Below are 26,892 nucleotides of genomic sequence, written 5' to 3' on the forward strand. Positions count from 1 at the left end.
CCGACGGGGTCGGATCCCGTTGCACAGCAACCGGCTCTGACCCCATTCGACGGTCATTCCAGCGCGTAGCGCAGCACGAACAGCACCGCCACCAGCCACACCGCCGGGTGCACTTCGCGCCAGCGCCCGGTACCGGCCTTCAGCGCGGCATAGGCAATGAAGCCAAACGCCAGGCCATTGGCGATGGAATAGGTGAACGGCATGGCCAGCGCGCACAGCGCCGCCGGCACTGACTCCGTCAGGTCGCTCCAGTCCACTTCCACCAGCTCGCGCAGCATCAGACCGGCCACGAACAGCAGGGCAGGGGCGGTGGCATAGCCGGGCACCATCGCCGCCAGCGGCGAGAACAGCAGTGCGGCCAGGAACAGTGCCGACACCACCAGCGCGGTCAACCCGGTGCGGCCACCCACCTGCACGCCCGACGCGCTTTCGGCGAAGGCGGTAGTGCTGCTGGTGCCCAGCAGCGAGCCGGCCACGATGGCCGTGCTGTCGGCCAGCAGCGCGCGACCGAAGCGCTTCGGCGCGCCCGGCAGCTTCAGCAGGCCGGCACGCCCGACCACGCCGTACAGGGTACCGGTGGCGTCGAACACTTCCACCAGCACGAACACCAGCACCACCTGCAACAGCACCGCGATCGGCGCGCCGCCGTCGTGGTGCAGCAGGCCGGGCAGGTCCAGCTGCAGGAAGGTGGGGGCCAGGCTGGGCGGCAAAGACACCAGCCCCTTGAACTGGACGTCGCCCAGCGCCCACGCTGCGGCTGTCACCGCCAGGATACCGATCAGGATCGCGCCGCGCACGCGGCGTGCTTCCAGGATCGCGATCAACAGGAAGCCGCCCAGGGCCAGCAGCGGCGGCGCGGTATTCAGCGGGCCCAGCGCCACCAGCGTGTCTTCGTTGGCAATGATCACGCCCGATTTCTGCAGTGCGATGATCGCCAGGAACAGACCGATGCCGGCCACGATGGCCGAGCGCAGGGACGATGGAATGCCGGCCACCAGCCAGGCGCGCACGCCGGTCAGCGACAGCACCAGGAACACCAGGCCGGAAATGAACACCGCTGCCAGCGCCTGGTGCCACGGCAGGCCGGCGGCACCGACCACGGTGAAGGCAAAGAACGCGTTCAGGCCCATGCCCGGTGCCATGCCCACCGGGAAGTTGGCCGCCAGCGCCATCACCGCCGAACCCAGCGCCGCCGCCAGGCAGGTGGCAACGAACACCGCGCCGGCATCCATGCCCGTGGTCCCCAGGATTTCCGGGTTGACGAAGACGATGTAGGACATCGTCAGGAAGGTGGTGACACCGGCCAGCAGCTCGGTGCGCACGGTGGTGCCGTGCTGCTGCAGCTGGAACAGGCGTTCGAACAGGGACATGGGGGAATCTCGACCCGTTGGTGGCAGGTACCGACCGTTGGTCGGTACGCCTTGAAGCGTCGCGACCAAGGGTGGCGACCCACAAAGGAGAAAGGCCGCGCGAGCGCGGCCTTTCCGGTTGTCTTACTTCAGCGCCTTGAAGCGCAGGCGCTTCGGCGCGGCGTCGTCGCCCATGCGGCGGCGCTTGTCTTCTTCGTACTCGCGGTAGTTGCCCTGGAAGAACTCCACGTGCGAATCGCCTTCGAACGCCAGGATGTGCGTGGCGATGCGATCCAGGAACCAGCGGTCATGCGAAATGACGAAGGTGTTGCCCGGGAACTCCAGCAGCGCATCTTCCAGCGCACGCAGGGTTTCAATGTCCAGGTCGTTGGACGGTTCGTCGAGCAGCAGCACGTTGCCACCCTGCAGCAGGGTCTTGGCCATGTGCAGGCGGCCACGCTCACCACCGGACAGCGAACCGACCATCTTCTGCTGGTCCTGGCCCTTGAAGTTGAAGCGGCCGATGTAGGCGCGCGACTGGATCTCGATGCCGTTGATGTTGAGGATGTCCAGGCCGCCAGCGATCTCCTGGAAGACATTGTGGTTGCCTTCCAGCGCGTCGCGGCTCTGGTCCACGTAGGACAGTTTCACGGTCGGGCCGACCACGATCTCGCCCGAATCCGGCTTTTCCTGGCCGGTGATCATCTTGAACAGGGTCGATTTACCGGCACCATTGGGGCCGATGATGCCGACGATGGCGCCGGCCGGCACCAGGAAGCTCAGGTCGTCGAACAGCAGGCGGTCGCCGAACTTCTTGGAAACGTTCTTGAACTCCATCACCGCATTGCCCAGGCGCTCGCCCGGCGGGATGAAGATTTCATTGGTCTCGTTGCGCTTCTGGTAATCGACCGACTGCAGCTCTTCCAGGCGGGCCAGACGGGCCTTGCCCTTGGTGCGGCCGCCCTTGGCGTTCTGGCGCGACCACTCCAGTTCCTTCTGGATCGCCTTCTGGCGGGCCTTTTCCTGGTTGTCTTCCTGCTTCAGGCGCTCATCCTTCTGGGTCAGCCAGTCGGTGTAGTTGCCCTTCCACGGAATGCCGCGGCCGCGGTCCAGTTCCAGGATCCACTCGGCGGCGTTGTCCAGGAAGTAGCGGTCATGGGTGACCGCCACCACGGTGCCGGTGTAGCGCGCCAGGAACTGTTCCAGCCATTCCACCGACTCGGCGTCCAGGTGGTTGGTCGGTTCGTCGAGCAGCAGCATGTCCGGCTTCTGCAGCAGCAGGCGGCACAGCGCCACGCGGCGCTTTTCACCACCGGACAGCTTGCCCACGATGGCATCCCACGGCGGCAGGCGCAGCGCATCGGCGGCCACGTCCAGCTGGTTTTCCAGGGTATGCGCGTCGCCGGCGGCCAGGATCGCCTCCAGGCGCTCCTGTTCCTTGGCCAGCGCGTCGAAGTCGGCGCCTTCCTCGGCGTAGGCGGCATACACCGCTTCCAGCGCGGCCTGGGCCTGCAGCACTTCGCCCACGCCTTCCTCCACCGCTTCACGCACGGTCTTGGTCGGGTCCAGTTCCGGTTCCTGCGCCAGGTAGCCGACCTTGATGCCCGGCTGCGGGCGGGCTTCGCCCTCGAAATCGGTGTCCACGCCGGCCATGATCTTCAGCACGGTGGACTTGCCGGCGCCGTTCAGGCCCAGCAGGCCGATCTTCGCGCCCGGGAAGAAGGACAGCGAGATGTCCTTGATGATCTGCCGCTTGGGCGGGACCACCTTGGACACGCGGTTCATGGTGTAGATGTATTGCGAGGACATGAGGTCTCCGTAGGGCGCGGCCCTGCACCCGTCCGTCAGCGGGAAGATCCCGGACGACAGCGGGCACAGACTGAAATGGAATACCGCCAATTATAGCCGGAACCGCCTGTCACCCGCGCCGCCCCTGGCCCCCGGGGCTGGCCGCTGCCTGAATACTGCGTCACATCCTGCAGATCGGAACCGTTTCCAGCCAATATCCGTTCAGACGCAATGCGCAAGATTGGCCTCACCACCCACCCGAGCAGAGGTTTCTCATGCGCATCAACCGAATCATGGCCGGAGCCGTGGCCTCTGTGCTGGCCCTTGGCGCTGTCGCCCCGGCGTTTGCCGACAACGACCACCGTGACCGCCGCGAGTGGCGCGAAGACCGCCGTGACGACCGCCGCGAGTACCGCCGCGACGTCCGCGAGGCCCGTCGCGACTACGAACGTGATCGCCGCGATGCCCGCCGCGACTGGAACCGCGACCACGACCGCCGCTATTACCACCCGGCGCCGCCGCCGCGCGTGGTCTACCGCCCCGGCTATCGCCCGGGCCCGGGCTACGGCTGGCAGCGTGGGCACCGCTACCGCGATTACTACCGTGGCCCGATCTACGTGGTGAACGATTACCCGCGTTACCACCTGCGTCGCCCGCCGTACGGCCACCACTGGATCCGCGACGACCGCGGCAACATGCTGCTGGTGGCCGTGGCCACCGGCATCATCGCCGACTACATCATCAACAACCGCTGATGCAGCAACGGGGTCGCAGCCCTTCCCGCAGGGAAGGGCTGCGACCCCAACAGCACCGGGTTGGAACCTCTTCCAACGGAAAAGGCTCCGGCCCCTTTCTGCGTTTAGAACGCCACCGACAGATCCAGCTGTGCGCCGACATCGCGCTGGCCATCGCCGCGCTGCCCCTGCATCTGCAGCGACAGACGGCTGGTGTCGGTCGGGCTGACCGCCACGCCCAGCTGGGCCAGCGCACTGCGGCGGGCCAGCGGTGCGGCGGCAATGCTGAAGTCCTGCGCACCTTCGATGAAACGCGCGGTGGCCTGCGGCAGGCGATCACCGCCGGCCACCTGCCAGCCCACGCGCGCGGTCAGCGCCGCACGGTCACGCTGGCCGCCACTGATGTCCCAGTCCGCGCGCAGCGCGGCCAGGCCGGTGCGGTAGCGGGCAGTTTCGCCATCCAGCTGCAGGGCACTGTGCCCGCCGTGTTCCTGGCTGCCATCGCTGCGCAGGCGCACCTGTGCCAGTTCCAGTTCCGGGGTCAGCTGCAGGCGCGGCCCACCGAAGGTCCAGCCGGCACGCAGGAAGGCGGTGGTGCCGGTGGCGTCTTCGCGTGCGGCCAGGCCTTCGGACAGCGTGCTGCCCACCTGCGCGGTGCGGGTGCTGTCGGTGCGGTAGTCGGCGCGGCTGACGCCCGCACGCAGGCTCAGACCCTGCCAGCGGTACTGGCCGTACACGCCGTACTCGGTGCTGTCGGTCTCGGCGCGTGCATCGCGCTGGGCCAGGCGGCTGACCAGCTGCTGCTGGCCCGCGGCCACGCCCAGTTCCAGTGCATCGCCGAACATCCAGCCGGCACCGGCCATCTGCCCGTGCTGCGAACTGCGCAGCCCGGCGTTCTGCGCGCTGGCATCGGTACGCCGCTGGCTGCTGCTGCCGGCCACCCACGCGCGCACGCCCGGGACGATCTGCCCGGCCATCGCCGCACCATCCAGATGGCGGTCAATGCCATCGTGCAGGAAGCGGTTCTGCAGCAGGGCGCCGCGGCTGGCCGCATGGATCTCGCCGGACAGGCTGTCGAACGCGGGCACCACATCGGCCACGTCCAGGCGCACCACCGCGTCATGGACCGCGTTGCCATTGCCCAGCGCTTCCACCGCGCCGGCCACGGCCTTCTGGTTGTTGTTCACTACCACATCGGGGAAGGCCAGTTCGATGTCCGGCATCGCGATGTCGTTGCGCTGCATCGTCAGGTAGACGTGGTTGGCGTCGTAATCCAGGGTCGGGGCCAGGAACGCCAGGGTGCTGCTGGCGCCGGTGAATACGCCGGCCACGCCGCCATTGGCGGTCAGCACGGTGTAGCGGGTCGAGGCCTGCCAGTCGCCTTCAGCGGCCACTGCCAGCGTGCTGGCATTGCCCAGCGTTGCAGTACCGGTCACCAGCGTGTGGTCGCTGATGCCATTGGCGCTCACATCCACCCGGTACTGGCTGCTGCTGTCGAACGCGAGATCACCCTTCACCTGCAGCTGGCCGATGCCACCTGCCGTCGCACTGCCTGGCGACAGCACGCTGCCGGACAGCAGCTGCACACCGCCCACGCTGCCGCGACCGGTCAGCCAAGCGCCCTGATCCAGCTTGACCTGGCCACCCAGCAGACCATCCACTTCCAGCTGGCCTTCGCTCACCCAGGCCGTGCCGCTGAAGGCGCTGCTGTCGCCGGTCAGGGCCAGGTAATGCCTGCCCTGGCGCAGCACGCCGCTGCCGCTCAGCTGGCCCGCATAGGTCAGCACGCGGGTGGTATCGGTCTGGAAGGTCCCTGCGCTGCCGATGTCGATGTTGCCGGTGGGCAGCGCATTGCCGACCGCGCGCACGGTGCCGCCCAGCACGCGCACCTGGCCGGCGAACGGGGTGCTGCCCAGTACCAGCTCGCCGCTGTCGTGCTTTTCCAGCACAGTGTTGGCCGCGCCACTTACGCCGCCGGCAAAGGTCACGCTGTCACTGCCGGCAATGTGCACGTCGGTGGTGCCCAGCAAGCGGACGCTGTTGGCAAGGGTGGTCATGTTGACCAGGCCGAGCGATGTACCGTCGGCGAAGGTCACCCGACCGTTGCCGGCGGCCTGGTTGCCGGCCAGTGACAACGTGCCCTGGTTGATGGTCAGGTCACCCATGAAGGTGTTGTCACCTTGGAGCATCAGTACGCCGGCGCCGGTTTTCGCCAGGCCACCGCTACCGCTGATATTGCCTTGGATATCGAGGTTGCCGATCGCATCCAACTGCGAATCGGAGGTTACCCGCATGTCGCTGGAAACCGTGAGCCAGCCCGGGTTGCGAAGCACGCCGCCGGACAGCTCCAGGTCACCCGTGCCGGCGCCGGTGCTGATGGACGTCAGCAACGAGGTGGTGTCACCCACGGCCAGTACGCCGTTGTTGCTCACCACCAGCCTGCCTTCGCTGCCAGCGGCCGATGCCAGCTGGATCGACCCATTGATGGTTGCCGAAGCGGCGTCACTCACGGTGAAGCGGCCAAGCCCGGCATCGCCCAGCGCCAACGAGTCGCTGATCCATTCGCCACCAGCGCCGCTCAGCTGCACCAGCCCCTGGCTGCCAGCAGCTTCGCCCAGGGTCACGTCGCTGGCGAAGAACCGGCTGGAGATGTTGGCCGTGGCATGCCCGTTCCTGCCGATCACGGTCTGCGCGCCGGTGGTGTTCATGCCGCCGTCGCTGCCGATGGTCAGGGTTGCGGTGCCGCCCTGGTCGGCCATCACCAGTCCGCTGGAATAGACGCCGGCTCCGTTGTAGACCGACAGCGCGCCGGTACCGCCGCGACCCACGGTCAGCAGGCCATTGTTGTACCAGCGCGAGGCGATGTTGTTGACGGTGGCCGTGCCAGTGCCGCCGGCATCACCCACGACGGCCGAATCGCTGCTGACGACCGCGCCGCCCATCACCATCATCTCACCCTGGCCATGCACGCCAACGCCAAGGCTGCCGGTCGTGAGCTCCGATCCGGCCTGGGCCACCTGCAACAGGCCGTCACTGTTGGCGACGTTGCCGATCAGCATCTGGCTGCTGTTGACCTTGCCGCCATTGCTGATCTGCACGCGGCCCGTGCCTGCATTGCCGACGTAGATCGTGTCTGCCTCCCACAGCGAACCGGCCCCGTCGGCCATCACGAAGCCATCGCTGCCCGGCATCGAGCCTACCCAGGCATTTTTCGTGTACAGGTAGGCGCCGCCCAGCACGGACAGTTCGCCGCTGCCTTCGTGTCCCACGCCGATGTCATAGTTGATCCGCCACGAAGCGTCTGCGCCGTGGACGATGGCAATGCCCTTGTGGCCAGCGGCAACACCCAGCGTGGCGGTGGCGGTGGTCAAGCCGCCCACACCGGAGATATCCAGCACGGCATCGGCAGAACTACCGAGGTAGACATGCCAGGACTTGGTATCGGCGGTGGTCAGCCCGACGGTGTACCCGTCGATATAGGCGTAGTTGGTGGAGTTGGTGTCATTGGGCACACCGGCGGTCCAGCTTGACGCGTCGTACCAGTCACCATCGGCGGTGCGAACGGTATTGACCGCCTGCGCTCCGGCGCTGATGGCCAGGCCCACGGCCAGCGCGAGCAAGGAAGCGCGGCGTGCGGGGGCGGACGTACGGCGAGTGGCCAGTGTCGAAGCAGGCTTGCAGCTGTGGAGCGAATGGATCACGCGATTTTTCCCCTGTTTGGACAGGGCGTATCGGCGGCGATCTCGCGGGCTTTAGGTTTGCTACCCTAAATCGTTCATGTTTTCAGGGGTGTGAATCACAATTCAAGAATCTGGATTCATCGCGTGAGGTGCTGCCCCCGGTGTTCATGCCCACCATTGGCACGCAGCACGGCCAGCCCATCATGCCATGCCAGCCGCGCCAAGCCCCGTTGGCCGCGGTCGCCGCCGCCCCCCGGCGCGCTTACAATTACGGGCCCGCTGTCCCCCTACTGCCTGGAGTGACCGATGTTCCCGCGTGACGTCCGCATCGAAACCTACGATCCCGAACTGGCCAAGGCCATCGCCGCCGAAACCCAGCGCCAGGAAGACCACGTCGAGCTGATCGCCAGCGAGAACTACACCAGCCCGGCCGTGATGGAAGCCCAGGGCAGCCAGCTGACCAACAAGTACGCCGAAGGCTACCCGGGCAAGCGCTACTACGGTGGCTGCGAGTACGTGGATATCGCCGAGCAGCTGGCGATCGACCGTCTGAAGCAGCTGTTCGGGGCCGACTATGCCAACGTGCAGCCGCACAGCGGCTCGCAGGCCAACCAGGCCGTGTACTTCGCCCTGCTGCAGCCGGGTGACACCATCCTGGGCATGAGCCTGGCCCACGGCGGTCACCTGACCCACGGTGCCAAGGTCAATGCCTCGGGCAAGCTGTTCAATGCCGTGCAGTACGGCGTGAACGACCAGGGCCTGATCGACTACGACGAAGTCGAGCGGCTGGCCCTGGAGCACAAGCCGAAGATGGTCGTGGCCGGTTTCTCGGCCTACTCGCAGGTGATCGACTGGGCGCGCTTCCGCGCCATCGCCGACAAGGTCGGTGCCTACCTGTTCGTGGACATGGCCCACGTGGCCGGTCTGGTCGCCGCCGGCGTGTACCCCAGCCCGCTGGAACACGCGCACGTGGTCACCTCCACCACCCACAAGACCCTGCGCGGCCCGCGCGGCGGCATCATCGTCGCCAAGGGTGCTGACGAAGATCTGGTCAAGAAGCTGCAGTCGATCGTGTTCCCGGGCATCCAGGGCGGTCCGCTGATGCACGTCATCGCCGGCAAGGCCGTGGCCTTCAAGGAAGCGCTGGAGCCGGGCTTCAAGGCCTACCAGCAGCAGGTGGTGAAGAACGCCCAGGCGATGGCCACCACGCTCATCGCGCGCGGCTACAAGATCGTTTCCGGCGGCACCCAGAACCACCTGATGCTGGTCGACATGATCGGCAAGGACGTGTCCGGCAAGGACGCGGAAGCCGCGCTGGGCAAGGCCCACATCACCGTCAACAAGAACTCGGTGCCGAACGATCCGCGTTCGCCGTTCGTGACCTCGGGCCTGCGCCTGGGCACCCCGGCGGTCACCACCCGCGGTTATGTCGAACAGGACTGCGTGGACCTGGCCAACTGGATCGCCGACGTGCTCGACGCGCCGGCCGATGAAGCCGTCATCGCCCGCGTGCGCGATGCCGTCAGCGCGCAGTGCCGCAAGTACCCGGTCTACGGCTGATTGAAGCAGGGGTCAGATCCCTTTCCGCCAGGAAAGGGCTCTGACCTCGACACACGGGAATCCTGCGCATGGATGAGCGCCGCCTCAAGCGCCTTTACATCGCCCTGGCGGTGCTGTTCGGCCTGCCCAGCCTGCTGCTGGGCGCGGTCGGCGCCTTCATCGCGGCGATGATGGGCGTGTTCGCCTTCATCCGCGTGGACGCAGACAGCCTGCGCTTCGGCAGCGGCCTGCTGCTGTGGGGGCTGGCCGGGCTGTCGGGCCTGCTGGCCTGGGTGATGCTCAGTACATTCTGGCTGCGCGAAGGCTTCGCCGGCCTGCGCGCGGCCTGGTCGGGCTGGTGGTGGCAGCTGGCCCTGGGCATGCTGGCCACGCTGCCGATGCTGGTGCTGGCACTGACCTATTTTTCCGAACTGGGCCTGACGGTACTGAACGGCCTGTTCGCCGGGCCCTCGCTGCTGGTGCCCGCCACCGTGCTGTTCTGGCTGCGCTGGCTGGGCCCGGCCTCGTCCGCTGCGCAGGGCCGCGACCGTGGATGAGCGCACGCATCGGCGCATCTACATCGGGCATGGCCTGCTGTTCGGGCTGCCGGCGCTGCTGGCCGGTGGGTTGGTGGCCGGCTTCGGGGTCTACACGTTCCTGACCCGCAACGCCTTCATGGGGGGCGACGAAGGCACCGTGCTGTTCCTGTGGTCGGCCGCCGGCCTGGCGGGTCTGGTCGGCTGGCTGTGGCTGAGCGTGTGCTACCTGCGGCAGGGCCGCGCGGCCTTGCGGCACACCCGCGCGTTGCCATGGATCGGGTTGGCGCTGGGCGGGCTGGCGGCGCTGGGCGTGGTGGGCTACATCGGCTTCGCCTTGGCCAACGGTAGTCCGTGGCAGGTGCTGGGCTATCTGGTGCTGGGGCCGCCATTGCTGGTGCCTGCAGTGCATCTGGCGTGGTTGCGCTATGTCCCAGGGAAGGCGTGACGTGGACAATAATTTGCCGCCCAAGGCCTTCTCAGGTACCGTTGCGACGCTGCCATGACCGTGGCGGTGCATTTGCCCCCTGAGCCAGGCGTTCCATGCATTGCCCCTTCTGCCAACATGCCGATACCCGCGTCATCGATTCGCGCGTCTCTGAAGACGGCGCGACGATCCGCCGTCGGCGTGAATGCGAGGCGTGCAACGAACGCTTCAGCACCTTGGAAACGGTCGAACTGAAGCTGCCGGCCATCGTCAAGAGCGATGGCACCCGCGAGGCGTTCGACCAGCGCAAGGTCCGTGCTGGCTTCGACCGCGCGCTGCAGAAGCGCGCCGTGCCGGAAGAGAAGATCGAAGCCGCCGTCCGCGCGGTCGTCCACCAGTTGCGCATCAGTGGCGAACGCGAAGTGCCCTCGATCAAGGTGGGCGAGTTCGTGATGAACGAACTGCGCAAGCTCGACCACGTCGGCTACGTGCGCTTCGCCTCGGTCTACCGGAGCTTCGAGGACGTGGCCGATTTCCGCGAGGAGATCGAGAAGCTGGAACGCGACCTGCCGTCCAGCACCGAACAGCTGCAGCTGCTGGGCGATGTCATCGCCCTGACCAAGAAAAAGAAGGGCTGACCACCCGGTAGGTGCCAACCTTGGTTGGCACGGAGGCGTCCATCCACGCGTCGCGGATCCACGACCATCGCCGGTAGCGCCGGCCCATGCCCGGCGGGATCGACGGCGCTACCATGGCGCCATGACGACTTCGTTCTCCGCCCTCGACCACCTGCACATGGCCAACGCGCTGCGTCTGGCCGAACGTGCCGCCTACACCACCCGCCCCAATCCAATGGTCGGCTGCGTGATCGCCCACGGTGAGCGCGTGGTCGGGCAGGGCTGGCACCAGCGTGCCGGCGGCCCGCATGCCGAAGTATTCGCGCTGCGCGAAGCGGGCGACGAGGCGCGTGGTGCTACCGCCTACGTCACCCTGGAACCCTGCGCACACTACTGCCGCACGCCACCGTGTGCGCTGGCCCTGATCGAAGCAGGCGTGTCGCGCGTGGTCGCCGCGATGCGCGATCCGTTCCCGCAGGTCGATGGCGGGGGCTTCGATCTGCTGCGCGCGGCGGGCATTGACGTCGCCGAAGGTCTGATGGCCGCGCAGGCGCGCGAATTGAACAAGGGCTTCCTGTCGCGGGTGGAGCGTAACCGGCCGTGGCTGCGGGTCAAGCTGGCCGCCAGCCTGGACGGCCGCACCGCGATGGCCGATGGAACGTCGAAGTGGATCACTGGCGCGGCCGCACGCGAAGATGTGCAGCACTGGCGCGCACGTGCGGGCGCCATCCTGACCGGTGCCGACACCGTGCTGGCCGACGACCCGATGCTGACCGTGCGCCTGGCCGACACCGAGGTGCTGCCGCCACTGCGCGTGGTGCTGGACTCGCGCCTGCGCTCGCTGGAATGCGGCCGCGTGCGCGAGGGTGAGGCGCCAACGCTGTACCTGCACGATGCGGCGGTGAGCGCGCCGGACGCGGCCGATGCCGAGTTCACCAGCGTGCCCAGCGTGGACGGGCGGCTGGACCTGGGCGCGGTGCTTGCCCTGCTGGCCGAGCGCGGCATCAACGAAGTGCATACCGAAGCCGGTGCCACCCTGGCCGGTGCGCTGCTGCGCGGCGGCTGGGTGGATGAGCTGTTGCTGTACCAGGCGCCAACGCTGCTGGGCGACAACGGCCGCCCGCTGCTGGCCGGCCTTGGCATCCAGGCAATGGACCAGCAGCGTCGCTTGCGGGTGGTCGATCAGCGCCAGGTGGGCCAGGACCTGCGGTTGCTGCTGCGCCCGTGACACAGCGGTAGGCGCCGACCTTGGTCGGCGCTGGGAGCCATCCACGCAGGGCGTGGATCTACCGGCTTACGCGCATTCGTCGGTCCACATCATTTCGGCCACCGGGCGCAGTGCCTTGCATTCCTGCGTCATCGCTTCGGCCGACTGCACCTGCGCCTTGGCCTTCAGTTCCTCGGCCATGGCGTCCACGCCGCTGATCTGGTCCGGGGCGATCTTCGCCACGCAGCTGCGGTGCTGTTGCAGCAGCAGGTCGCAGCCCGGCACGCCGGTCACCTTCGGCGCATCGGCGGCGGCGGCGTCCTGCATCCATTCGTCGAACGGTGCCAGCGCACCCACCACCGGGCCGATCAGATCGTCGAAGTTGGCGCTGTACCAGAACGCGCCGTCCTTGGCCGTGTACAGCTTCAGGCTGCCGGTGATCGGCTGGCGCGGGCCGTTCTGCAGGGCCTGGGTGTAGGCCTGGGTGAAGCGGATGCGCGTGGCCGGGGTGCCTTCGGCCAGGCTTTCGGCGAACAGCGGACGCACGCCAGACAGATCCACCGCCTGGCAGCGGAACTGCACCGTGGCGATCTTCTGGTCATCCACGTATTCGTTGTCTTCCACCTGGCTGCCGGTGGCGCGGCACTGCGAACCCTGCAGGGCCTTGGCGTACATCGCCTCGGCGGCGGCCGGGTCGGCCTTGGCGCCTGCGCCGGCCAGCACCACCTGCCACGGTTCGGCCAGCGCCTTGGCCAGCGCTCCGGCCGGCGGGCTCAGCGCGTCTTCGCCGTTGAAGGCCGGCTTCAGTGCTTCGTTCAAGCGTGCGGTGGCAGCCGTGTCATCTTCCAGCAGGGCGCGCGCGTACAGGTCGAAGGTCTGTTCGGGGGTCAGTGCGGCCGGGGCGGCGCCGGCCAGCAACGGGGCGCCGATCAGCGCGGTGGCCAGCAGGGTGCGAAGGGGGGGCTTCATGACGGATTTCCTGTTCCAGAGGCGCGCAAGCCTAGCCCATCCGCATGAAAAAAAACGGGCCCCTTGCGGGGCCCGTTCGATTACACGACGAGGATCGAGCAATCAGAAGCTGGCGCGCACGCCGGCGGAGAACTGGGTGACGTCGCGGTAGCCGGCCACTTCGCCGACCAGACCCCAGGTCTTGGTGAAGTTGATCTGGCCGCCGACCGAGCCGACCCAGGTGCCTTCGAATTCATTGCCACCGTCCATGTAACCGGCCTTGATCCAGGCTTCGGTCATGCGCGACGGCTTGCCACGCAGGCCCATGGTGGCGCGCACCAGGTTGGTGTGGTCCTTGCTGGTCAGGCGGCCGAAGTCCACGTCCTTCACGGTCAGCTCGGCCTGCTGGCGCACCCAGGCGATGTCTGCGGTGTAATCCACGCGGTCGCTGAAGGGCATGTGGTAGCCGATGCCGAGCTCCGGCTGGTTCAGTTCCAGCTTGAAGGTGCCGTAGGTGTAATCGTAGGACTTGCTGGCGTAGTTCCAGGCGCCGAAGACGTGCACCTGCTCGGCCAGCGCGATCGAACCGCGCAGGTAGCCACCGTCGATCTTCGGATCGTTCAGGTCGTCATCGCTGGTCTTGAACTGGGTCCAGCCACCTTCAACGTAGGTGTAGCTCAGGGCTTCGGCCTGGGCCGACAGCGGGGCAGCGGCCAGCAGGGCGGCCACGATCAGGATCTTGCGCATGGAGGTTCCTGTAAGAAATTCAGTCCATTGGCGGGATACCGTCGTGGCAGCCCGTGGCGACGTCATGTCGTCCGACCCGGGAGTTTAATGAAAAATTTACAGATTGCGAGCGACTCCCGTCACAGCTGGGGCCGGCGAGTAGGGCGCGCCTGGGGCAGAGCCAATTGCTGCCCAATGGGACCCGACCCCGCGGCACCCCGTTCAGCCCGGGCTGGTACACTAGGCGCGCCGGTTCGCCGGTACACAAACGTCTTCAGGGCGGGGTGCGATTCCCCACCGGCGGTAGGTGCGCAAGCACGAGCCCGCGAGCGCCCCGGCCCACGGCCGGGGGTCAGCAGATCCGGTCCAATGCCGGAGCCGACGGTATAGTCCGGATGAAAGAAGACGGTGCCACAGGGCCTTCGCGGCCCTGCGCCCGCCTGTTTGCCTTGCGGCGTTTTTCGCTCACTTTCCGCGGAGAACGTTTCTTGTTTACTGGAATCATCGAAGGCGTCGGCCGTCTGGCCGCACGCGAAGCCATCGGCGGCGATGTCCGCTTCACCTTCAACGTCGGCAATCTGCCGTTCGACCACGTGCAGATGGGCGAGAGCATCGCCATCAACGGTGTCTGCCTCACCGTCATCGCATTCGACGCCAGCAGTTTCCAGGCTGATGCCTCGACCGAGACCCTGGGCCTGACCACGCTCGGCCAGCTGGCTGAAGGGGCGGTCATCAACCTCGAACGCGCCATGCGCCCGACCGACCGCCTTGGCGGCCACCTGGTCAGCGGCCACGTCGATGGCCTCGGCCAGGTGCTGTCCATCCACGAAGATGCACGCGCCCAGCGCTGGCGTTTCGCCGCGCCGGCCGCGCTGCGCCGCTACATCGCCAAGAAGGGCTCGATCTGCGTGGACGGCGTCAGCCTCACCGTCAATGAAGTGGACGACGAAGGTTTCGAAGTCGCGCTCATCCCGCACACCGTGGCCAACACCGCCTTTTCCGCCACCGGCGTGGGCAGCGCGGTGAACCTGGAAATCGACCTGGTTGCCCGTTATGTAGAGCGCCTGCTGGGCGAAGGAGCACGCGCATGAATTTCGCCCCGATTCCCGAGATCCTCGAAGACATCCGCCAGGGCCGCATGGTCGTCATCGTCGATGACGAAGACCGCGAGAACGAAGGCGACCTGATCATGGCCGCCGAGCTGGTCAAGCCGTCGGACATCAACTTCATGGTCACCCACGGCCGTGGCCTGGTGTGCCTGCCGCTGACCCGCACCCGCGCCGCCGATCTGGGCCTGGCGCCGATGGTGCAGGCCAATACCGCGCAGTTCCAGACCAATTTCACCGTCAGCATCGAGGCGGCCGAGGGCGTGACCACGGGCATTTCCGCCCATGACCGCGCGCACACCATCCGTACCGCGGTGAAGCCCAACGCCAGGCCGGCCGACCTGCACCAGCCGGGCCACATCTTCCCGCTGATCGCCCAGCCTGGCGGCGTGCTGACCCGCGCCGGCCATACCGAAGCGGGCGTCGACCTGGCCATGCTGGCCGGGCTGGAACCGGCCGGCGTGCTGGTGGAGATCCTCAACCCGGACGGCAGCATGGCGCGCCGCCCGGAACTGGAACTGTTCGCCCGCGAGCACGGCCTGAAGATGGGCTCCATCGCCGACCTGATCGCCTACCGCCTGGCCACCGAAAAGACCGTCGAGCGCGTGGACGAGCGCGACATCGACACCGAATTCGGCCCGTTCAAGCTGGTCACCTACCGCGACCGCATCGCCCACGACCTGCATTTCGCCCTGGTCCGTGGCACCCCGTCGGCCGATACCCCGACCCTGGTGCGCGTGCAGGTGGAAAACCCGCTGGCCGACCTGCTGCACTGGCGCCGCGATGATTTCGGCGTGGCCGCCACCGATGCCCTGCGCGCGATTGCCGCCGAAGGTGCGGGCGTGATGGTGGTGCTGTCGGCCCCGCGCGACGGCGAGGCCCTGCTGGCCCGCCTGCGCCAGCAGCCGGCGCCGGTGGTGCCGGGCAAGGACAAGGACGTGGGCCAGTGGCGCCGCAACGGTGCCGGCTCGCAGATCCTGTCCGACCTGGGCCTGGGCAAGCTGCGCGTGCTGGGAACCCCCCGCCGCCAGGTGGGCCTGGCCGGCTACGGCCTGGAAGTGGTGGAAACGGTGACCCTGTAACGGTCGCCCGATGGAGTCGGAGCCCGCGGCGCGGGATCCGACCCCGGTAGCGCCGGGTCATGCCCGGCGGATCGACCCAGCCTCTGGTAGGTGCCGACCGTTGGTCGGCACACCATGCGGTAGAATCACCCCCTTATCGAACCCCCAAGCCGCATATGAGCCACTACGAAGGCGATCTTCGCACCCCCGAGTCGGCGCGCTTTGCCATCCTGGCCAGCCGCTGGAACGCCCGCATCACCGATACCCTGGTTGCTGGCGCCCGCCAGAGCCTGGCCGGCAACGGCATTGCCGAAGCCAACATCGACGTGATCCGCGTGCCGGGTGCCTGGGAGCTGCCGCTGGTTGCCGCGCGCCTGGCCGCCGCCCATGAACACGCCGCCATCCTCACCCTGGGCTGCGTGATCCGTGGTGATACCCGCCACTACGAACACGTGGCCGACCGCTGTGCCGAAGGCCTGATGCGCGTGCAGCTGGATTTCGGCGTGCCGGTGCTGAACGGCGTGCTGGCGGTGGAACGCGTTGAAGACGCCGAGGCCCGCGCAGGCGGCAGCCACGGCAACAAGGGCGAGGAAGTCGCACTCGCCGCACTGGAAATGGTCAATCTGCTGGAGCAACTGCCATGAACAAGAACACCCAGGGCAAGCCCTCCGGTAAACCCGTCCGCCGTGATGGCATCGACCCGGTGCTGCGTTCGCGCGCCCGCCGTCGCGCCGTGCAGGCGCTCTACGCGTGGCAGATCTCCGGTGGCAACGGGCAGTCGCTGATCGCCCAGTTCGCCCACGAACAAGCCCGCGAAATTGCCGATCTGGCGTATTTCGAAGCGCTGGTGCATGGCGTGCTGGACAACCGTCGTGACATCGACGAAGCCTTGGCCCCGTACCTGGACCGCGGCATCGAAGAAGTGGATGCCATCGAACGCGCCGTGCTGCGCCTGGCTGGCTACGAGCTGCGCTACCGCCTGGATGTGCCATACCGCGTGGTCATCAACGAAGCCATCGAATCGGCCAAGCGTTTTGGTTCCGAGCACGGCCACACCTACGTCAACGGCGTGCTGGATCGTGCCGCCGTCGAATGGCGCAAGGTGGAATCGGGTCACTGACCCCCTGGGTCCCGCATCGTTCATTGAACGGCGCGGGAAGCTGCTTCGGTAGAGTCGACTGTCAGTCGACTGCCTTTCGATCAGCAGTCGTAGTGTCGGACGGGAGAGCAGTCGACTAACCGTCGACGCTACCCCTGCGGTTCCATCCGATCGGCACGATCCGCCCGCATCCGCGCCCTCCGCCCATCCATGCACCCCGCCGGAGCGCCCCATGTCCCTGGCCGAATTCGCCCTCATCGACCGCATCCGCGCCCGTACCCTCGAGCGCGACGACATCCTGCTCGGCATCGGTGACGACGCCGCGCTGCTGCAGCCGCGCGCCAACGAACAGCTGGTGGTCACCGCCGACACGCTCAACAGCGGCGTGCACTTCCCGGTGGAAACCCCGGCCTTCGACATCGGCTGGAAGACGCTGGCGGTCAACCTGTCCGACCTGGCCGCGATGGGCGCGCGCCCGGCGTGGTGCACGCTGGCGCTGTCACTGCCGGAAACCTCCGAAGACTGGATCGAGGCCTTTGCCGATGGCTTCTTCGCCCTGGCCGACCAGCACGACATCGCGCTGATCGGCGGTGATACCACGCGCGGCCCGCTGTCGCTGTCGGTCACCGCGATGGGCCAGGTGGCCCGTGGCCAGGCGCTACGCCGCGAACGTGCGCAGGTGGGCGATGACATCTGGGTGAGCGGCACGCTGGGCGATGCGGCGGGTGCACTGCGCCTGTGGCAGCAGGGCGCCCTCAACGTAGCCACGGCCACGCTGCTGGGCGACTACGAATACCTGCGCCTGCGTCTGCTGCGTCCGACCCCGCGCGTCACCCTGGGCCTGCGCCTGCGCGCGTTCGCGCATGCGGCGGTGGATGTGTCCGACGGCCTGCTGGCCGACCTGGGCCATATCGCTGTACGCAGCGGCGTGGCCGCGCAGGTGGACAGCGACCTGCTGCCGATTTCGCCGGAACTGCGCGCGCTGCTGGGCCGTGACGGCGCGCGCGAGTGCGCGCTGCGCGGTGGCGACGATTACGAACTGTGCTTCACCGCCGCCGCCGACCAGCGCGATGCCCTGCTGTACCTGGCGCAATCGCTGGACCTGCCGCTGTCGCGTATCGGCCGCATTGTCGATGGGCAGGGTGTGCAGGTGGATGGCGAAGCCGCAGACGGCGGCTACCAGCACTTCGCCTGATGGAAGACGCCGGGCATTGCCCGGCGCTACCGCGGTGGCGGGTACCAACGCCGTGTCGACCGAGGTCGACACCTACCATGCGGGGTACATCGGCCCAGCCCGGCGCTACCGCGGTGGCTGGTACCAACGCCGTGTCGACCAAGGTCGACACCTACCATGCGGGGTACATCGGCCCAGCCCGGCACATTGTTCTGGTAGGTGCCAACCTTGGTTGGCACGAACGTGCCAGGCCTATGTACCGACACCATGCCGATCAAGATCGACACCTACCCCAATATGGCGAGCGACTGTGCTTCAATCATTCACGGGTAATCTGCCTGCAACACGGCCTCGCCCTTGATCTCACCGGGGGCCAGGGCACCTGCGGTGCGTGCATAGCGGGCAGTCAGGTCGATCGGGTTCGGGCCGGTATTGGCCTGGCCGTATTGCCACGGCTGCTGCATGCGTACCGGTACACCCGCACGCAGCAGTTCGATCCGCACCCCTTCGGCGGTGGAGCCGGCGGCAGGTTCCAGCGCGCTGCCGGTGTTGCCTGGGGAGTGCGCGTCGGTCAGTGTCAACGTCACCGGAATGCCATCGTGCGAGCAGTCCATGTTCACGCTGAAATCGCGCTCCGCGGCCGAACTGTCTGGCAAAAGCAGCTCGGCAGGCGCCACGTCGTCCAGCACCACCGACACCGCCTGCATCGTGCAGGCATGGATGACCGAAACGTCGAAGCCCAGCTCAAGCGTATCGTTGCCGATCAGCGACGCATCGTCCTTGGGATGGATGCGCAGCCCAAGCATTCGCTGTATCGGTTGGCTCTCCACGCCACGGCGGCCTGACACTGTCAGTTCAACCCGTAGGCGCGCGTTGCGGCGGGCAGGCATCGTATAGGTCAGCATCTGCCCATCGGCTAGGAACGGGAGGGTCGACGAGGCTCCATCCGCTTCCTCGTACAACCCCAGCAGGACGAAGGGCGAAGTGGACGAGGTCTGGAACTTGCCATAGGTGCGACCCTTGTATTCGACCGTGCCCATCGGCTGCATCGGCGTGTCGAACTCGACGACGAATTCAGTGGGCGCGGTGGTCGAACACCCCCCGAACTGCACCCCCAGCCGCGAAAAGGAATACGCGAACTGCTCGGTGTCTTCCAGCACGACGGGATAGACGGTGCTCATATAGCCATCGGTGACCGTTGTGCAGGCCTGCGCCGTGTTGGTGGTCAGTGCGGCCAAGCCCAGTAAAGCCATCGAGGCGACCAGCCAGGTTCGCAGGTGCATGGCCGTCCTCAGCGCGCAACCTGCGCCGTATGCTCGCGGGGCGAGCCATAGTCATCCAACCACTGGAACGTGACCGAACGCGGCATCGCCACGCCCTGCGGCAAAGGCAGTCGCAGCTGAGCGCCCGGCGCGATCATGTCCACGTCCACCTTCTGGCCACTGGCCAGGGTCAGTGTGCTCACTGTCACGTGGTAGGCGCTGGGGTTGCGTACCTGCAGGGCGGTGCCATCGGCCGACCACTGCAACGTCGCCGCTGCATCCCGGGCCGCACCCGGCAAGCCGGCCGGGCGATGGAACAGCTTCACCCGTGTACGCACCGCGAACTGCAGCAGGTTCTTGTCTGCTGCATTCTCGGGCTTGGGCGGAATATCCAGCAGGTTGAAGTAGAACACCGACTCGCGATCGGTTGGCAGCGCTGCTTCACCGGGACGCGGCGCGTAGGTGATGCGGAAGGCCTGGCCCTGCTTGGCCTGCAGCAGGCGTGGCTCGGCCGGGGTCAGTCGGAACGGCGTGCGCACGTGCTCGGGGCGGGCCTGGCTGTCGCCGCTGTCGATCCACACCTGCACCATGGCCGGCTGCTCACCGCGGTTGCTGGCCTGCACGGTCACGTCGCGACCTTTACTCGCGTCATGCACGATGCGCGTGCCCTGCAGGGTCACGGCGGCATGTGCGGGTACCGACAACATGCAGGCCAGCAGCAGTGCGATGCGTGTTACTGCGCGGAAATTCATGGTTTGACCTCATCTGCATGCCCGTGCCGGCCCGGGCAGGGCCGGCACGGGCGCGGGCTTACTTGTAAACGACCACGAAGTCGCCGGAGGCATTGGCAGTGCCGGCGGTCGCGTTCTGGCCCGGCGAGGCGTACCACGCGCTGTAATCCAGCTGGCCGCTGCCGGCGGCAGGAATGGTCACCCACTGCACCGGGTCCTCACCGATCTTCTGGTGGTTGCCAGCGAAGTCATACAGCGCCACGCCTACGTTGGTGGCACCGGAGCCGGCGTTCAGCGCCAGGTTGCCGGTGGAGCCGTCCGGCGCGCCGCCGAAGCGCACGCCCACGTCCTGCTCGGCGCCCGAGCCGGAGCAGTCGAGCTGGATGCTGAAGTTCTTCTGGCCAGCACGGGTGTTGGCATTGAGCGAGGTCAGTTCGACCTTGCCCATGGCCACGGTGATGGTGCCGGCAGCGGCCTGCACTTCGCAGGTGGTCGGCATGATTTCGCCGGTGATTTCCAGCTTCTCGGCGAAGGCCGACGGCACAACGGCAACCAGCAGGCACGCGCCCAGAGCGCGGGTAATGCTCAACATGAGGATCTCTCAGTAGACAGGGAAGGCGCTGCCGACCGATCCGGCCAGCCAGCAGCGAGGAGTCTCCCGGTGCCGGCCCCCTACGGAAATGCAATTAGTTGCAAATCGCTCTTGATGGGCTGGAACTGCAACTAATCCGATGGGATTGCAGGTCTCTCGCTCCTAGACTCTCGCCCACTTCATTCCCTTCAGGTGCACCCGATGAGTATCCGGTCGCGCTGGTGCATCGCCGCGCCGTCATGGTGTCGTTCAAGCGTGCTTGCTCTTGCCGCGGCCACTGCAGCGGCGCCACTGCAGGCGGCCTGCACGCGCGTGAATCCCGCCGATGATGTCATTGACCACGTCGCTTCGCTTCCCAACTTCGATCTGCCCGGCAGCTACTACTCCGGCGGCAGCTACAAGTCCGTGCTCGCGGACGCGTTCGACTGCCCGGCAGGGCAGCCCTACTTCATCGTCGAGCTTTCCTTTCCGGCGCTCAGCTACGAGCGCGAAGTAGTGGCCGAACGAGAGACCTATGCAGGCTACAGCCTGGGCGAGCGTTCGCCACTCATCGGCTTCGGCTATGTTGCCGGGCCGGATTCGTCCGGTGCTGTCACCGAGCCGGTACCGCTGCGTGTGGGCCAGACCAATCGCGTGCCGGGTGGTGCCACTGGCGTCGCGCGGGCATACGGCGCAGGCCTGTACGTGCAGGCGTTCTTCAGGGGCGGCGCGATGGAAAGCGTCCCGCGCACGCTGGTAGGCACGGCGGTGTCGTGGCCTGAGGACGATCCGTCGCAGCGCCTTCAGCATGTGGTGACCGTGCAGTTCAACGTGCCACCGCTCAGCTGTGTTCTGTCCCAGGCGTCGCTCACCCTCGGCCTGGCCAGCGCCGATGATCTCCCGGCGCCTGGCAGCTCCAGCGGCGAGGCCGATCTGGAGGTCGCCATGAACTGCCCCAGTGCCAATGTCGATGTCACCTTCACTGTGGCCGATGCGCAGGGCAACAACCGCGCGGACGGCGTGCTTACCCCGGCCGCCGGCAGCACCGGCAGTGGCGTACAGGTCCAGCTGCTGCGCGGCGGCGCTCCGCTGCCGTTGGGTGTCTCGTGGCGGCACGGTTACTCGGCCAAGGGTCTGCAGGCCATTCCGTTCAGCGCGCGCTATCTGCGCACGGCCGATCCCATCCTTCCTGGCGACATCAAGGGAGAAGCGTTGCTCACTGCGGAGTACCGCTGACCGGCGCCCCTTTCATTGCGATGCGCGCGTTGCCGTCGCCCCTACGGAGTTCAGTTCCATGTTCTGTCCTGCATCGGTTCCAGACCGACACCGCATTACACACAATGCACTGGCAATGCGACTGCGCCCGCTTGCCGTTGCCGGGCTGTGGGCAGCCCTTGCCGGTAGCGCGCACGCGGCGTGCCAGACCGTGATATCCGATGCGTTTTTCGATCAAGAGTTCGAAGCGCGGTTCACAGAAGCGCCGGATGCAGTCATGGGATACGGTCTGGTTGACCTGCACCTGCGCTGTGATGGTAGCGAGGACCGCGTGGCCGTCATGCCGACACTGGGCAACCTGCGTTATGTGCGGGATGTTCCCCACGAGTACGATGACAACGGTCCTGTCGGGTACGCACCTGCGTTCGAATTCTCCACGGATTCACCACTCCTGGTGTTTGATTACAGTGCGGTACCGGATCAATCAGGAACGGGCGGGGCGCGTGCCTACCTGGAGCCCGGCCGGAGGGTGGACGTTGCCGTTGATCCGCGCCGGGCGGACGTGTTCCTGAGACTCTACGTCACCGCGTTCTCGCGCGGTGGCCAGATGCAGGCGCAGCCCGTGCGCAGCCTGGGTACGGTGGAGTCTTCCATCGGTGGCGCCAGTGCGCGCCACCATATTGCGGTGGGGTTCCGCTTCCGCGCGCAGACCTGTGCCGTCACCCACCCGCATGTGACGCTGGATGACATCGATCTGGAAACGCTGCGCGCGCTGCCCGACGCTGCGGAGAAGCATTTCAGCATCATCGTGAACTGCCGCGCCGGCGGCCGTCCCCTGACGCTGGAACTGGTGGACATACACGCGCCAGGCAACCGTACCAACCTGCTTTCGCCGGCACCGGGCACCACCGCGACAGGCGTTGCCCTGCAGGTGCTGCACCAGGGCCAGCCGCTTGCAATGGCGACGCCGTGGGACTACGGCACGACCCAGAGCGGCAGCCAGTCCATTCCCTTCAGCGCCCGATACCTGCGCACCGCAGATGCATTGCAGGCGGGCGCCGTGCTGGGCGAGGCCACGCTGCTGGCCACCTACCAGTAGTTGATCAATTACCTCATCGCAATGGCCCGGAACATGTTCTGCCTTCCTTCCTACCGTATTCCGCTCTTCCAGCGCAGCATGTTGCCCCAGGCCATCGCGCTGGCCCTGTGCGTGGCACCTGCGACGGCCATCGCCGACGAACTCCAGTTCAGCGATGGCTTCCTGATCGGTGGCCAAGCCATCGACATGCAGCGCTATGCACAGGGGAATCCGCTCCCCGATGGCGACTACGCGCTGGAGCTGCATGTCAACGATGTCCACCAGCGTGACGTGGATATCGCCGTACGCGATGGCGTGGTGTGCCTGCCCACGGCGTTGGTAAGCCAGCTGGACCTGAAGGACGACATCCGGGCGGAACTCAGTGACGATCCTGATACCTGCGTCGATCTGCCACGCATGATTCCCGGCGCTACCGTTGCGCTCGACAGCAGTACGCTGCGGTTGAACATCGGCCTGCCGCAGGCGGCGCAGGCGCGGCGCGCACGCGGCTATGTGGCACCTGACCAGCGCGATCGCGGCATTACCGCCGGCTTCTTCGACTACAGCCTCAACCACAACCGCAGTGGCGGGCGTGACAGCACCTATCTTGGCCTCAATGCCGGCCTTAATATCGGCGCCTGGCGGCTGCGACATCGCTCGTCCATCAGCCATGGCAGCGAGGGCCGCCGCCACGATGTGATCGGCAGTACGCTGCAGCGCGACCTGCCCGGCTGGAACAGCCAGCTGCTGCTGGGTGAAAGCAACACCGGGGGCGAGTTGTTCGAGAGCGTGGCATTCACCGGTGTGCGCGTGGCCACCGACGAACGCATGCTGCCCGATTCGCTGCGCGGCTTCGCGCCGGTGGTGCGTGGCATCGCCGAGGGCAACGCGGTGGTGCGCATCCGCCAGAACGGCAACATCATCCACGAAACCACGGTGGCGCCGGGCCCATTCGTCATCGAGGATCTGTATCCCACCCATTTCGGCGGCGATCTTGAAGTCACCGTCACCGAGCCCGATGGCCGCGAGCAGCGCTTCAACGTCAACTTCTCCGCCGTGCCGCAGGCACTGCGTCCCGGCGCCAGCCGTTTCAGCGCCACGGTTGGCCAATTGCGTGACACCAGCGACCGCTGGGAGGAACTGCGCTTCGCCGAAGCGACCTATGCGCGTGGCATCAGCAATCGACTGACTCTGCTCGGCGGCGTGCAGGCAGGAGAGGACTACCAGGCGGTGCTGGCCGGTGCAGCGGTGAACACACCCGTGGGGGCCTTCGGTGCCGACATTACCCACTCGCGCGCGCAGCCGCTGCTCTCCGGGCCGGTGTCTGGCAACAGCTTCCGCATCAACTACCAGCGCTACGTCGCGCGCAGCGGCACCAACTTTGGTCTGGCTGCCTACCGCTACAGCACGCGAGGCTACCTGTCGCTGGGTGACTTCGCGCGCGTGCGCAGTGATGACTGGGGCTACAGCAGCCGCGCCCGCCAGCGCTACCAGATGAACTTCTCGCAGAAGCTGGGCCAACGCAGCACGCTGTATCTCAGCGGCGGCCATACCCGCTACTGGGATAGCGCGCGGCGCCAGAACGATGTGCAGCTGGGTGTACAGACGGTGGTAGGCATGGCCAACATCGGCGTATCCGCGTTGCGCTATCAGATTGGCGAAGGGCGCCAGGACACGCGCTATGCGCTGACCCTCAGCGTGCCGCTGGGCCGCAGCCCCAGTACGCCGCGCCTGAGCAGCCAGCTCAGCCACGCTGCCGGTGGCACGCAGGCACAGCTGGGCATCAACGGCGCGCTGGGCGAAGACCGCGCGCTCAGCTACAGCCTGTCGGCCAGCGACGGCGGCGGCAGCCAGGGCAATGCCAGCGCCTATGCTGCCTACCAGGGCAGCCGCGGCAATTTCAACGCCGGCTACAGCCGCAGCGGCGATTACCGCAACCTCTCGCTCGGTGCCAGCGGCAGCATCGCCCTGCATCGTGGCGGGGTGAACCTGGGGCCACCGGTGGGCGAGGGCTTTGCACTCATCCATGCCGATGGCGCGCAGGGCGCGCGCGTCGGCTATGGCGGCCAGATCCGCGTGGCCGGCAATGGCTATGCGCTGCTGCCGCACGTCAGTCCGTACCGCTGGAACCAGATCGATCTGGACCCCTCAGGCCTGCCGCTGGAAGTGGAACTGCTGCAGACCTCGCAGCGGGTGGCCCCCACCGCAGGCAGCATCGTACGCGTGGAATTCGGCGCACGCCGCGAGCGCACCTTGTTCATCGATGCCACCGATGCGCTGGGCCAGCCATTGCCATTCGCCGCGCGGGTGGAAGACGAACTGGGCATGCCCCGTGGTGCGGTCGGCCAGGGCGGCGTCATCCAGCTGCGCGGTGCACAGGATGCTGGCGCATTGATTGTCGACCCGGACGGCGCGCAGCGTTGCCGCCTGGAATACCGCATGCCGGACGCACCCGACAGCTACGGCTTGTCGTGGAGCCAGGCGCTGTGCGTGCCGCTGGCGGCACCCGCACGCGGCCTGCAGGCCGCGGTTCCGTCACTTCCCTGATATCCCCCGTTCCCACAGGAAATTGCCGATGAACATTTCCCTTCTGCGTATCACCGCCCTCATTTCGATCACTGCCGCAGCCCCTGCCGCACTGGCCGACACCGCCACTCTCACCATCAGCGGACGCGTGCTGCCGGGCACCTGTACGTTGAATGCACCGGCCATTACGCTCGATCCGGTCAAGGCCAACGAACTCACCCAGGGTGACAATCAGCTGAAGGCCGGTACGCTCGATTTCAGCGGCTGTGTGGGCGTGACCAAGGCCACGCTGTCCTTCGCCGGCACCGCTGCCGATGGCGATGCCGAGCGCTGGAAGAATACAGCGGCTACCGATCCCGCCGACGGTGTTTCCATCGCGCTGCTGGCCGGTGCCACCGGCACGACCTATCTGAAGAATGGCGACACCGGCATAGAAGTGCCGGTCACCGGAGCCACCGCCAGCTACGCGCTGCGTGCCGGCTACTACCTGCCCACGCTGGGCGCGATTGCAGCCGGTGCGGTACAGGCCGACATCGTGGTAACGGCGGCCTACGATTGAAGATGTACATACTCAGTTCCTTTGCGATCCGCGGCGCCGTGTTGTTGGCGCTGACCAGCGCTCCATTCGGAGCGAGTGCGCGGTGCGTACCTTCCACGCCTAGCGTGTCCTATGCCCAGACCGTGCCCGTTCGTTTCGTGGAGGCGCCGGATGTGCTGTTGCATACCGCTGCCAGCGAGGGAATCAGCTTCGTCTGCGACCATCGGGAAGATGCATCACTACGGCCATTGATCGCAGGTCTGAACTATGTTCGTCATATCGATGGAGCACCCGCCTACGAGATCAGCCAGGATTCACCGCTGGTGGTCGTCTGGTTCGCAAGCGAGTTCGACGATGGTAGCGAGGCGCTGGAAGGGCCGCTGGACGCATTCGGGCAGAACTCGTGGCACTTCCCCTTGGGTAAAAGTCAGACTTGGGCGAAACTGTTCTTTTACTCTCGTGGCGGTCCCATGCGGCCGCAGCTGCAGAGATCCTTGGGCAGCGTGCAGGTCGATGGTTCGGGGGGCGCTGAATTCCGTTTCGATATTGGGTATGAATTTCACGGTACGACGTGCGCGCTTTCCAATGCCAATGTCGTCCTCGATCCAATCCCGGCGCAGGATCTGGATGCCGCCTCTACAGCGGGGGACAAGGACTTCGTCGTGACGATGAGCTGTGGTGTACCGGGACGACCGGTTTCCCTGCAGATCCATGATGCGACCGATCGCGGCAATGCATCAGATGTACTCGCGCCCGCTGCCGGGTCGGGAACGCAGGGTGTAGGGCTGCAGATCATGCACAAAGGCTTCGCCCTGCCGATGGGGCGCGTGTGGGCGCACACCGAATCCACGGGTGCGGCGGAGGATATCGCCTTCACCGCGCGCTACCTGAGGCTTCCTGGAAAGCCCTTGGTTCCAGGCGCGATCATCGGTGAGGCTATATTGCTTGCGGACTACTACTGACAGATGTTCACGCCTCCT

At 66.8% G+C, this 26,892-nt stretch carries 24 protein-coding genes and 1 riboswitch; of the genes, 16 read left to right on the forward strand and 8 right to left on the reverse strand.

Translation table 11 applies throughout. The features are described from left to right. Nucleotides 1-53: 53 nt before the first annotated feature. The gene (locus tag C1922_RS03325) at nt 54-1,370 is read right to left on the reverse strand and encodes an NCS2 family permease (RefSeq protein WP_108748492.1); all 1,317 of its coding nucleotides are present in this window, start codon (nt 1,368-1,370) and stop codon (nt 54-56) included. Between the two features lie 123 nt (nt 1,371-1,493). Further along, entirely contained in the window at nt 1,494-3,158 is a 1,665-nt protein-coding gene (gene ettA / locus C1922_RS03330; protein ID WP_108748493.1) for an energy-dependent translational throttle protein EttA, read from the reverse strand. Between the two features lie 254 nt (nt 3,159-3,412). Between ettA and C1922_RS03335 the strand changes: the two genes are divergently transcribed. Then, nucleotides 3,413-3,892 (forward strand): RcnB family protein, encoded by a 480-nt coding sequence (locus tag C1922_RS03335; RefSeq protein ID WP_108748494.1) that lies wholly within the window; start codon nt 3,413-3,415, stop codon nt 3,890-3,892. Nucleotides 3,893-3,996: 104 nt separating this feature from the next. Here C1922_RS03335 and C1922_RS03340 read toward each other — a convergent pair whose 3' ends face one another. Continuing rightward, nucleotides 3,997-7,491: an autotransporter domain-containing protein gene (locus C1922_RS03340; protein ID WP_159091848.1), complete on the reverse strand. Its 3,495-nt coding sequence runs from the start codon at nt 7,489-7,491 to the stop codon at nt 3,997-3,999. Between the two features lie 366 nt (nt 7,492-7,857). On the opposite strand from C1922_RS03340, the gene glyA reads away from it, so the two are divergent. The 5 genes from glyA (at nt 7,858) to ribD (ending at nt 11,898) form a co-directional block, all read left to right on the forward strand. Further along, complete coding sequence (gene glyA / locus C1922_RS03345; protein ID WP_108748496.1) at nt 7,858-9,111, forward strand: serine hydroxymethyltransferase; 1,254 nt, start codon at nt 7,858-7,860, stop codon at nt 9,109-9,111. A gap of 68 nt (nt 9,112-9,179) precedes the next feature. Beyond that, the gene (locus tag C1922_RS03350) at nt 9,180-9,647 is read left to right on the forward strand and encodes a hypothetical protein (RefSeq protein WP_108748497.1); all 468 of its coding nucleotides are present in this window, start codon (nt 9,180-9,182) and stop codon (nt 9,645-9,647) included. After that, a complete protein-coding gene (locus tag C1922_RS03355; protein WP_108748498.1) occupies nt 9,640-10,074 on the forward strand; it encodes a hypothetical protein in 435 nt (144 codons plus the stop codon). Before C1922_RS03350 ends, C1922_RS03355 begins: the two co-directional genes overlap by 8 nt. Before the next feature lie 95 nt (nt 10,075-10,169). Continuing rightward, nucleotides 10,170-10,691 (forward strand): transcriptional regulator NrdR, encoded by a 522-nt coding sequence (gene nrdR / locus C1922_RS03360; RefSeq protein ID WP_108748499.1) that lies wholly within the window; start codon nt 10,170-10,172, stop codon nt 10,689-10,691. A 121-nt stretch (nt 10,692-10,812) separates the two neighbouring features. Then, on the forward strand, nt 10,813-11,898 hold the full coding sequence (ribD, locus tag C1922_RS03365) for a bifunctional diaminohydroxyphosphoribosylaminopyrimidine deaminase/5-amino-6-(5-phosphoribosylamino)uracil reductase RibD (protein WP_108748500.1): 1,086 nt from the start codon (nt 10,813-10,815) through the stop codon (nt 11,896-11,898). A gap of 66 nt (nt 11,899-11,964) precedes the next feature. Here ribD and C1922_RS03370 read toward each other — a convergent pair whose 3' ends face one another. Together C1922_RS03370 and C1922_RS03375 are read right to left on the reverse strand one after the other, a co-directional pair. Continuing rightward, nucleotides 11,965-12,846: a hypothetical protein gene (locus C1922_RS03370; RefSeq protein ID WP_108748501.1), complete on the reverse strand. Its 882-nt coding sequence runs from the start codon at nt 12,844-12,846 to the stop codon at nt 11,965-11,967. 102 nt (nt 12,847-12,948) lie between these two features. Beyond that, complete coding sequence (locus tag C1922_RS03375) at nt 12,949-13,572, reverse strand: outer membrane beta-barrel protein (protein ID WP_108748502.1); 624 nt, start codon at nt 13,570-13,572, stop codon at nt 12,949-12,951. Nucleotides 13,573-13,817: 245 nt separating this feature from the next. Continuing rightward, nucleotides 13,818-13,962: riboswitch (FMN riboswitch) on the forward strand. A gap of 77 nt (nt 13,963-14,039) precedes the next feature. Here C1922_RS03375 and C1922_RS03380 point away from each other — a divergent pair. The 5 genes from C1922_RS03380 to thiL all read left to right on the forward strand — a co-directional run bounded on the left by C1922_RS03380 (nt 14,040) and on the right by thiL (nt 18,012). Then, entirely contained in the window at nt 14,040-14,642 is a 603-nt protein-coding gene (locus C1922_RS03380) for a riboflavin synthase (RefSeq protein WP_108748503.1), read from the forward strand. Then, nucleotides 14,639-15,739 carry a 3,4-dihydroxy-2-butanone-4-phosphate synthase gene (gene ribB, locus C1922_RS03385; RefSeq protein WP_108748504.1) on the forward strand — a complete coding sequence of 367 codons (1,101 nt, stop codon included), beginning with the start codon at nt 14,639-14,641 and terminating at the stop codon, nt 15,737-15,739. The genes C1922_RS03380 and ribB overlap by 4 nt, the downstream gene beginning before the upstream one ends. Before the next feature lie 155 nt (nt 15,740-15,894). Next, nucleotides 15,895-16,362 (forward strand): 6,7-dimethyl-8-ribityllumazine synthase, encoded by a 468-nt coding sequence (gene ribH, locus C1922_RS03390; protein ID WP_012479138.1) that lies wholly within the window; start codon nt 15,895-15,897, stop codon nt 16,360-16,362. Further along, a complete protein-coding gene (gene nusB, locus C1922_RS03395) occupies nt 16,359-16,838 on the forward strand; it encodes a transcription antitermination factor NusB (RefSeq protein ID WP_108748505.1) in 480 nt (159 codons plus the stop codon). Before ribH ends, nusB begins: the two co-directional genes overlap by 4 nt. A gap of 211 nt (nt 16,839-17,049) precedes the next feature. Next, complete coding sequence (gene thiL / locus C1922_RS03400; protein ID WP_108748506.1) at nt 17,050-18,012, forward strand: thiamine-phosphate kinase; 963 nt, start codon at nt 17,050-17,052, stop codon at nt 18,010-18,012. 302 nt (nt 18,013-18,314) lie between these two features. Here the strand turns inward: thiL and C1922_RS03405 are convergent, their stop codons facing one another. The 3 genes from C1922_RS03405 to C1922_RS03415 are packed head-to-tail and all read right to left on the reverse strand — an operon-like array spanning nt 18,315 to nt 20,576. Beyond that, nucleotides 18,315-19,274, reverse strand: coding sequence for a hypothetical protein (locus C1922_RS03405; RefSeq protein WP_108748507.1), 960 nt, complete (start codon nt 19,272-19,274; stop codon nt 18,315-18,317). Between the two features lie 8 nt (nt 19,275-19,282). Continuing rightward, nucleotides 19,283-20,005: a fimbria/pilus periplasmic chaperone gene (locus C1922_RS03410; RefSeq protein WP_108748508.1), complete on the reverse strand. Its 723-nt coding sequence runs from the start codon at nt 20,003-20,005 to the stop codon at nt 19,283-19,285. A 58-nt stretch (nt 20,006-20,063) separates the two neighbouring features. Next, nucleotides 20,064-20,576: a fimbrial protein gene (locus C1922_RS03415; protein ID WP_108748509.1), complete on the reverse strand. Its 513-nt coding sequence runs from the start codon at nt 20,574-20,576 to the stop codon at nt 20,064-20,066. A 255-nt stretch (nt 20,577-20,831) separates the two neighbouring features. On the opposite strand from C1922_RS03415, the gene C1922_RS20635 reads away from it, so the two are divergent. The 5 genes from C1922_RS20635 (at nt 20,832) to C1922_RS03440 (ending at nt 26,874) form a co-directional block, all read left to right on the forward strand. Further along, complete coding sequence (locus C1922_RS20635) at nt 20,832-21,791, forward strand: fimbrial protein (protein WP_234413460.1); 960 nt, start codon at nt 20,832-20,834, stop codon at nt 21,789-21,791. 115 nt (nt 21,792-21,906) lie between these two features. Continuing rightward, nucleotides 21,907-22,869: a fimbrial protein gene (locus C1922_RS03425; protein WP_159091850.1), complete on the forward strand. Its 963-nt coding sequence runs from the start codon at nt 21,907-21,909 to the stop codon at nt 22,867-22,869. Between the two features lie 78 nt (nt 22,870-22,947). Then, a complete protein-coding gene (locus tag C1922_RS03430; protein WP_199912222.1) occupies nt 22,948-25,395 on the forward strand; it encodes a fimbria/pilus outer membrane usher protein in 2,448 nt (815 codons plus the stop codon). A 28-nt stretch (nt 25,396-25,423) separates the two neighbouring features. Then, nucleotides 25,424-25,933: a fimbrial protein gene (locus C1922_RS03435; protein ID WP_108748511.1), complete on the forward strand. Its 510-nt coding sequence runs from the start codon at nt 25,424-25,426 to the stop codon at nt 25,931-25,933. A 104-nt stretch (nt 25,934-26,037) separates the two neighbouring features. After that, nucleotides 26,038-26,874 carry a fimbrial protein gene (locus C1922_RS03440; protein ID WP_159091852.1) on the forward strand — a complete coding sequence of 279 codons (837 nt, stop codon included), beginning with the start codon at nt 26,038-26,040 and terminating at the stop codon, nt 26,872-26,874. The last annotated feature ends 18 nt before the right edge of the window (nt 26,875-26,892 follow it).

Source organism: Stenotrophomonas sp. ZAC14D2_NAIMI4_7 (assembly GCF_003086675.1).
In the GTDB taxonomy this organism is placed as follows: Bacteria; Pseudomonadota; Gammaproteobacteria; order Xanthomonadales; family Xanthomonadaceae; genus Stenotrophomonas.

Coding starts and splice junctions, on each gene's coding strand:
- C1922_RS03325 (WP_108748492.1), bottom strand. CDS start 1,370: ATGTCCCTGTTCGAACGCCTGTTCCAGCTGCAGCAGCACGGCACCACC.
- ettA (WP_108748493.1), bottom strand. CDS start 3,158: ATGTCCTCGCAATACATCTACACCATGAACCGCGTGTCCAAGGTGGTC.
- C1922_RS03335 (WP_108748494.1), top strand. CDS start 3,413: ATGCGCATCAACCGAATCATGGCCGGAGCCGTGGCCTCTGTGCTGGCC.
- glyA (WP_108748496.1), top strand. CDS start 7,858: ATGTTCCCGCGTGACGTCCGCATCGAAACCTACGATCCCGAACTGGCC.
- C1922_RS03350 (WP_108748497.1), top strand. CDS start 9,180: ATGGATGAGCGCCGCCTCAAGCGCCTTTACATCGCCCTGGCGGTGCTG.
- nrdR (WP_108748499.1), top strand. CDS start 10,170: ATGCATTGCCCCTTCTGCCAACATGCCGATACCCGCGTCATCGATTCG.
- ribD (WP_108748500.1), top strand. CDS start 10,813: ATGACGACTTCGTTCTCCGCCCTCGACCACCTGCACATGGCCAACGCG.
- C1922_RS03370 (WP_108748501.1), bottom strand. CDS start 12,846: ATGAAGCCCCCCCTTCGCACCCTGCTGGCCACCGCGCTGATCGGCGCC.
- C1922_RS03375 (WP_108748502.1), bottom strand. CDS start 13,572: ATGCGCAAGATCCTGATCGTGGCCGCCCTGCTGGCCGCTGCCCCGCTG.
- ribB (WP_108748504.1), top strand. CDS start 14,639: ATGAATTTCGCCCCGATTCCCGAGATCCTCGAAGACATCCGCCAGGGC.
- ribH (WP_012479138.1), top strand. CDS start 15,895: ATGAGCCACTACGAAGGCGATCTTCGCACCCCCGAGTCGGCGCGCTTT.
- nusB (WP_108748505.1), top strand. CDS start 16,359: ATGAACAAGAACACCCAGGGCAAGCCCTCCGGTAAACCCGTCCGCCGT.
- thiL (WP_108748506.1), top strand. CDS start 17,050: ATGTCCCTGGCCGAATTCGCCCTCATCGACCGCATCCGCGCCCGTACC.
- C1922_RS03405 (WP_108748507.1), bottom strand. CDS start 19,274: ATGCACCTGCGAACCTGGCTGGTCGCCTCGATGGCTTTACTGGGCTTG.
- C1922_RS03410 (WP_108748508.1), bottom strand. CDS start 20,005: ATGAATTTCCGCGCAGTAACACGCATCGCACTGCTGCTGGCCTGCATG.
- C1922_RS03415 (WP_108748509.1), bottom strand. CDS start 20,576: ATGTTGAGCATTACCCGCGCTCTGGGCGCGTGCCTGCTGGTTGCCGTT.
- C1922_RS03425 (WP_159091850.1), top strand. CDS start 21,907: ATGCGACTGCGCCCGCTTGCCGTTGCCGGGCTGTGGGCAGCCCTTGCC.
- C1922_RS03430 (WP_199912222.1), top strand. CDS start 22,948: ATGTTGCCCCAGGCCATCGCGCTGGCCCTGTGCGTGGCACCTGCGACG.
- C1922_RS03435 (WP_108748511.1), top strand. CDS start 25,424: ATGAACATTTCCCTTCTGCGTATCACCGCCCTCATTTCGATCACTGCC.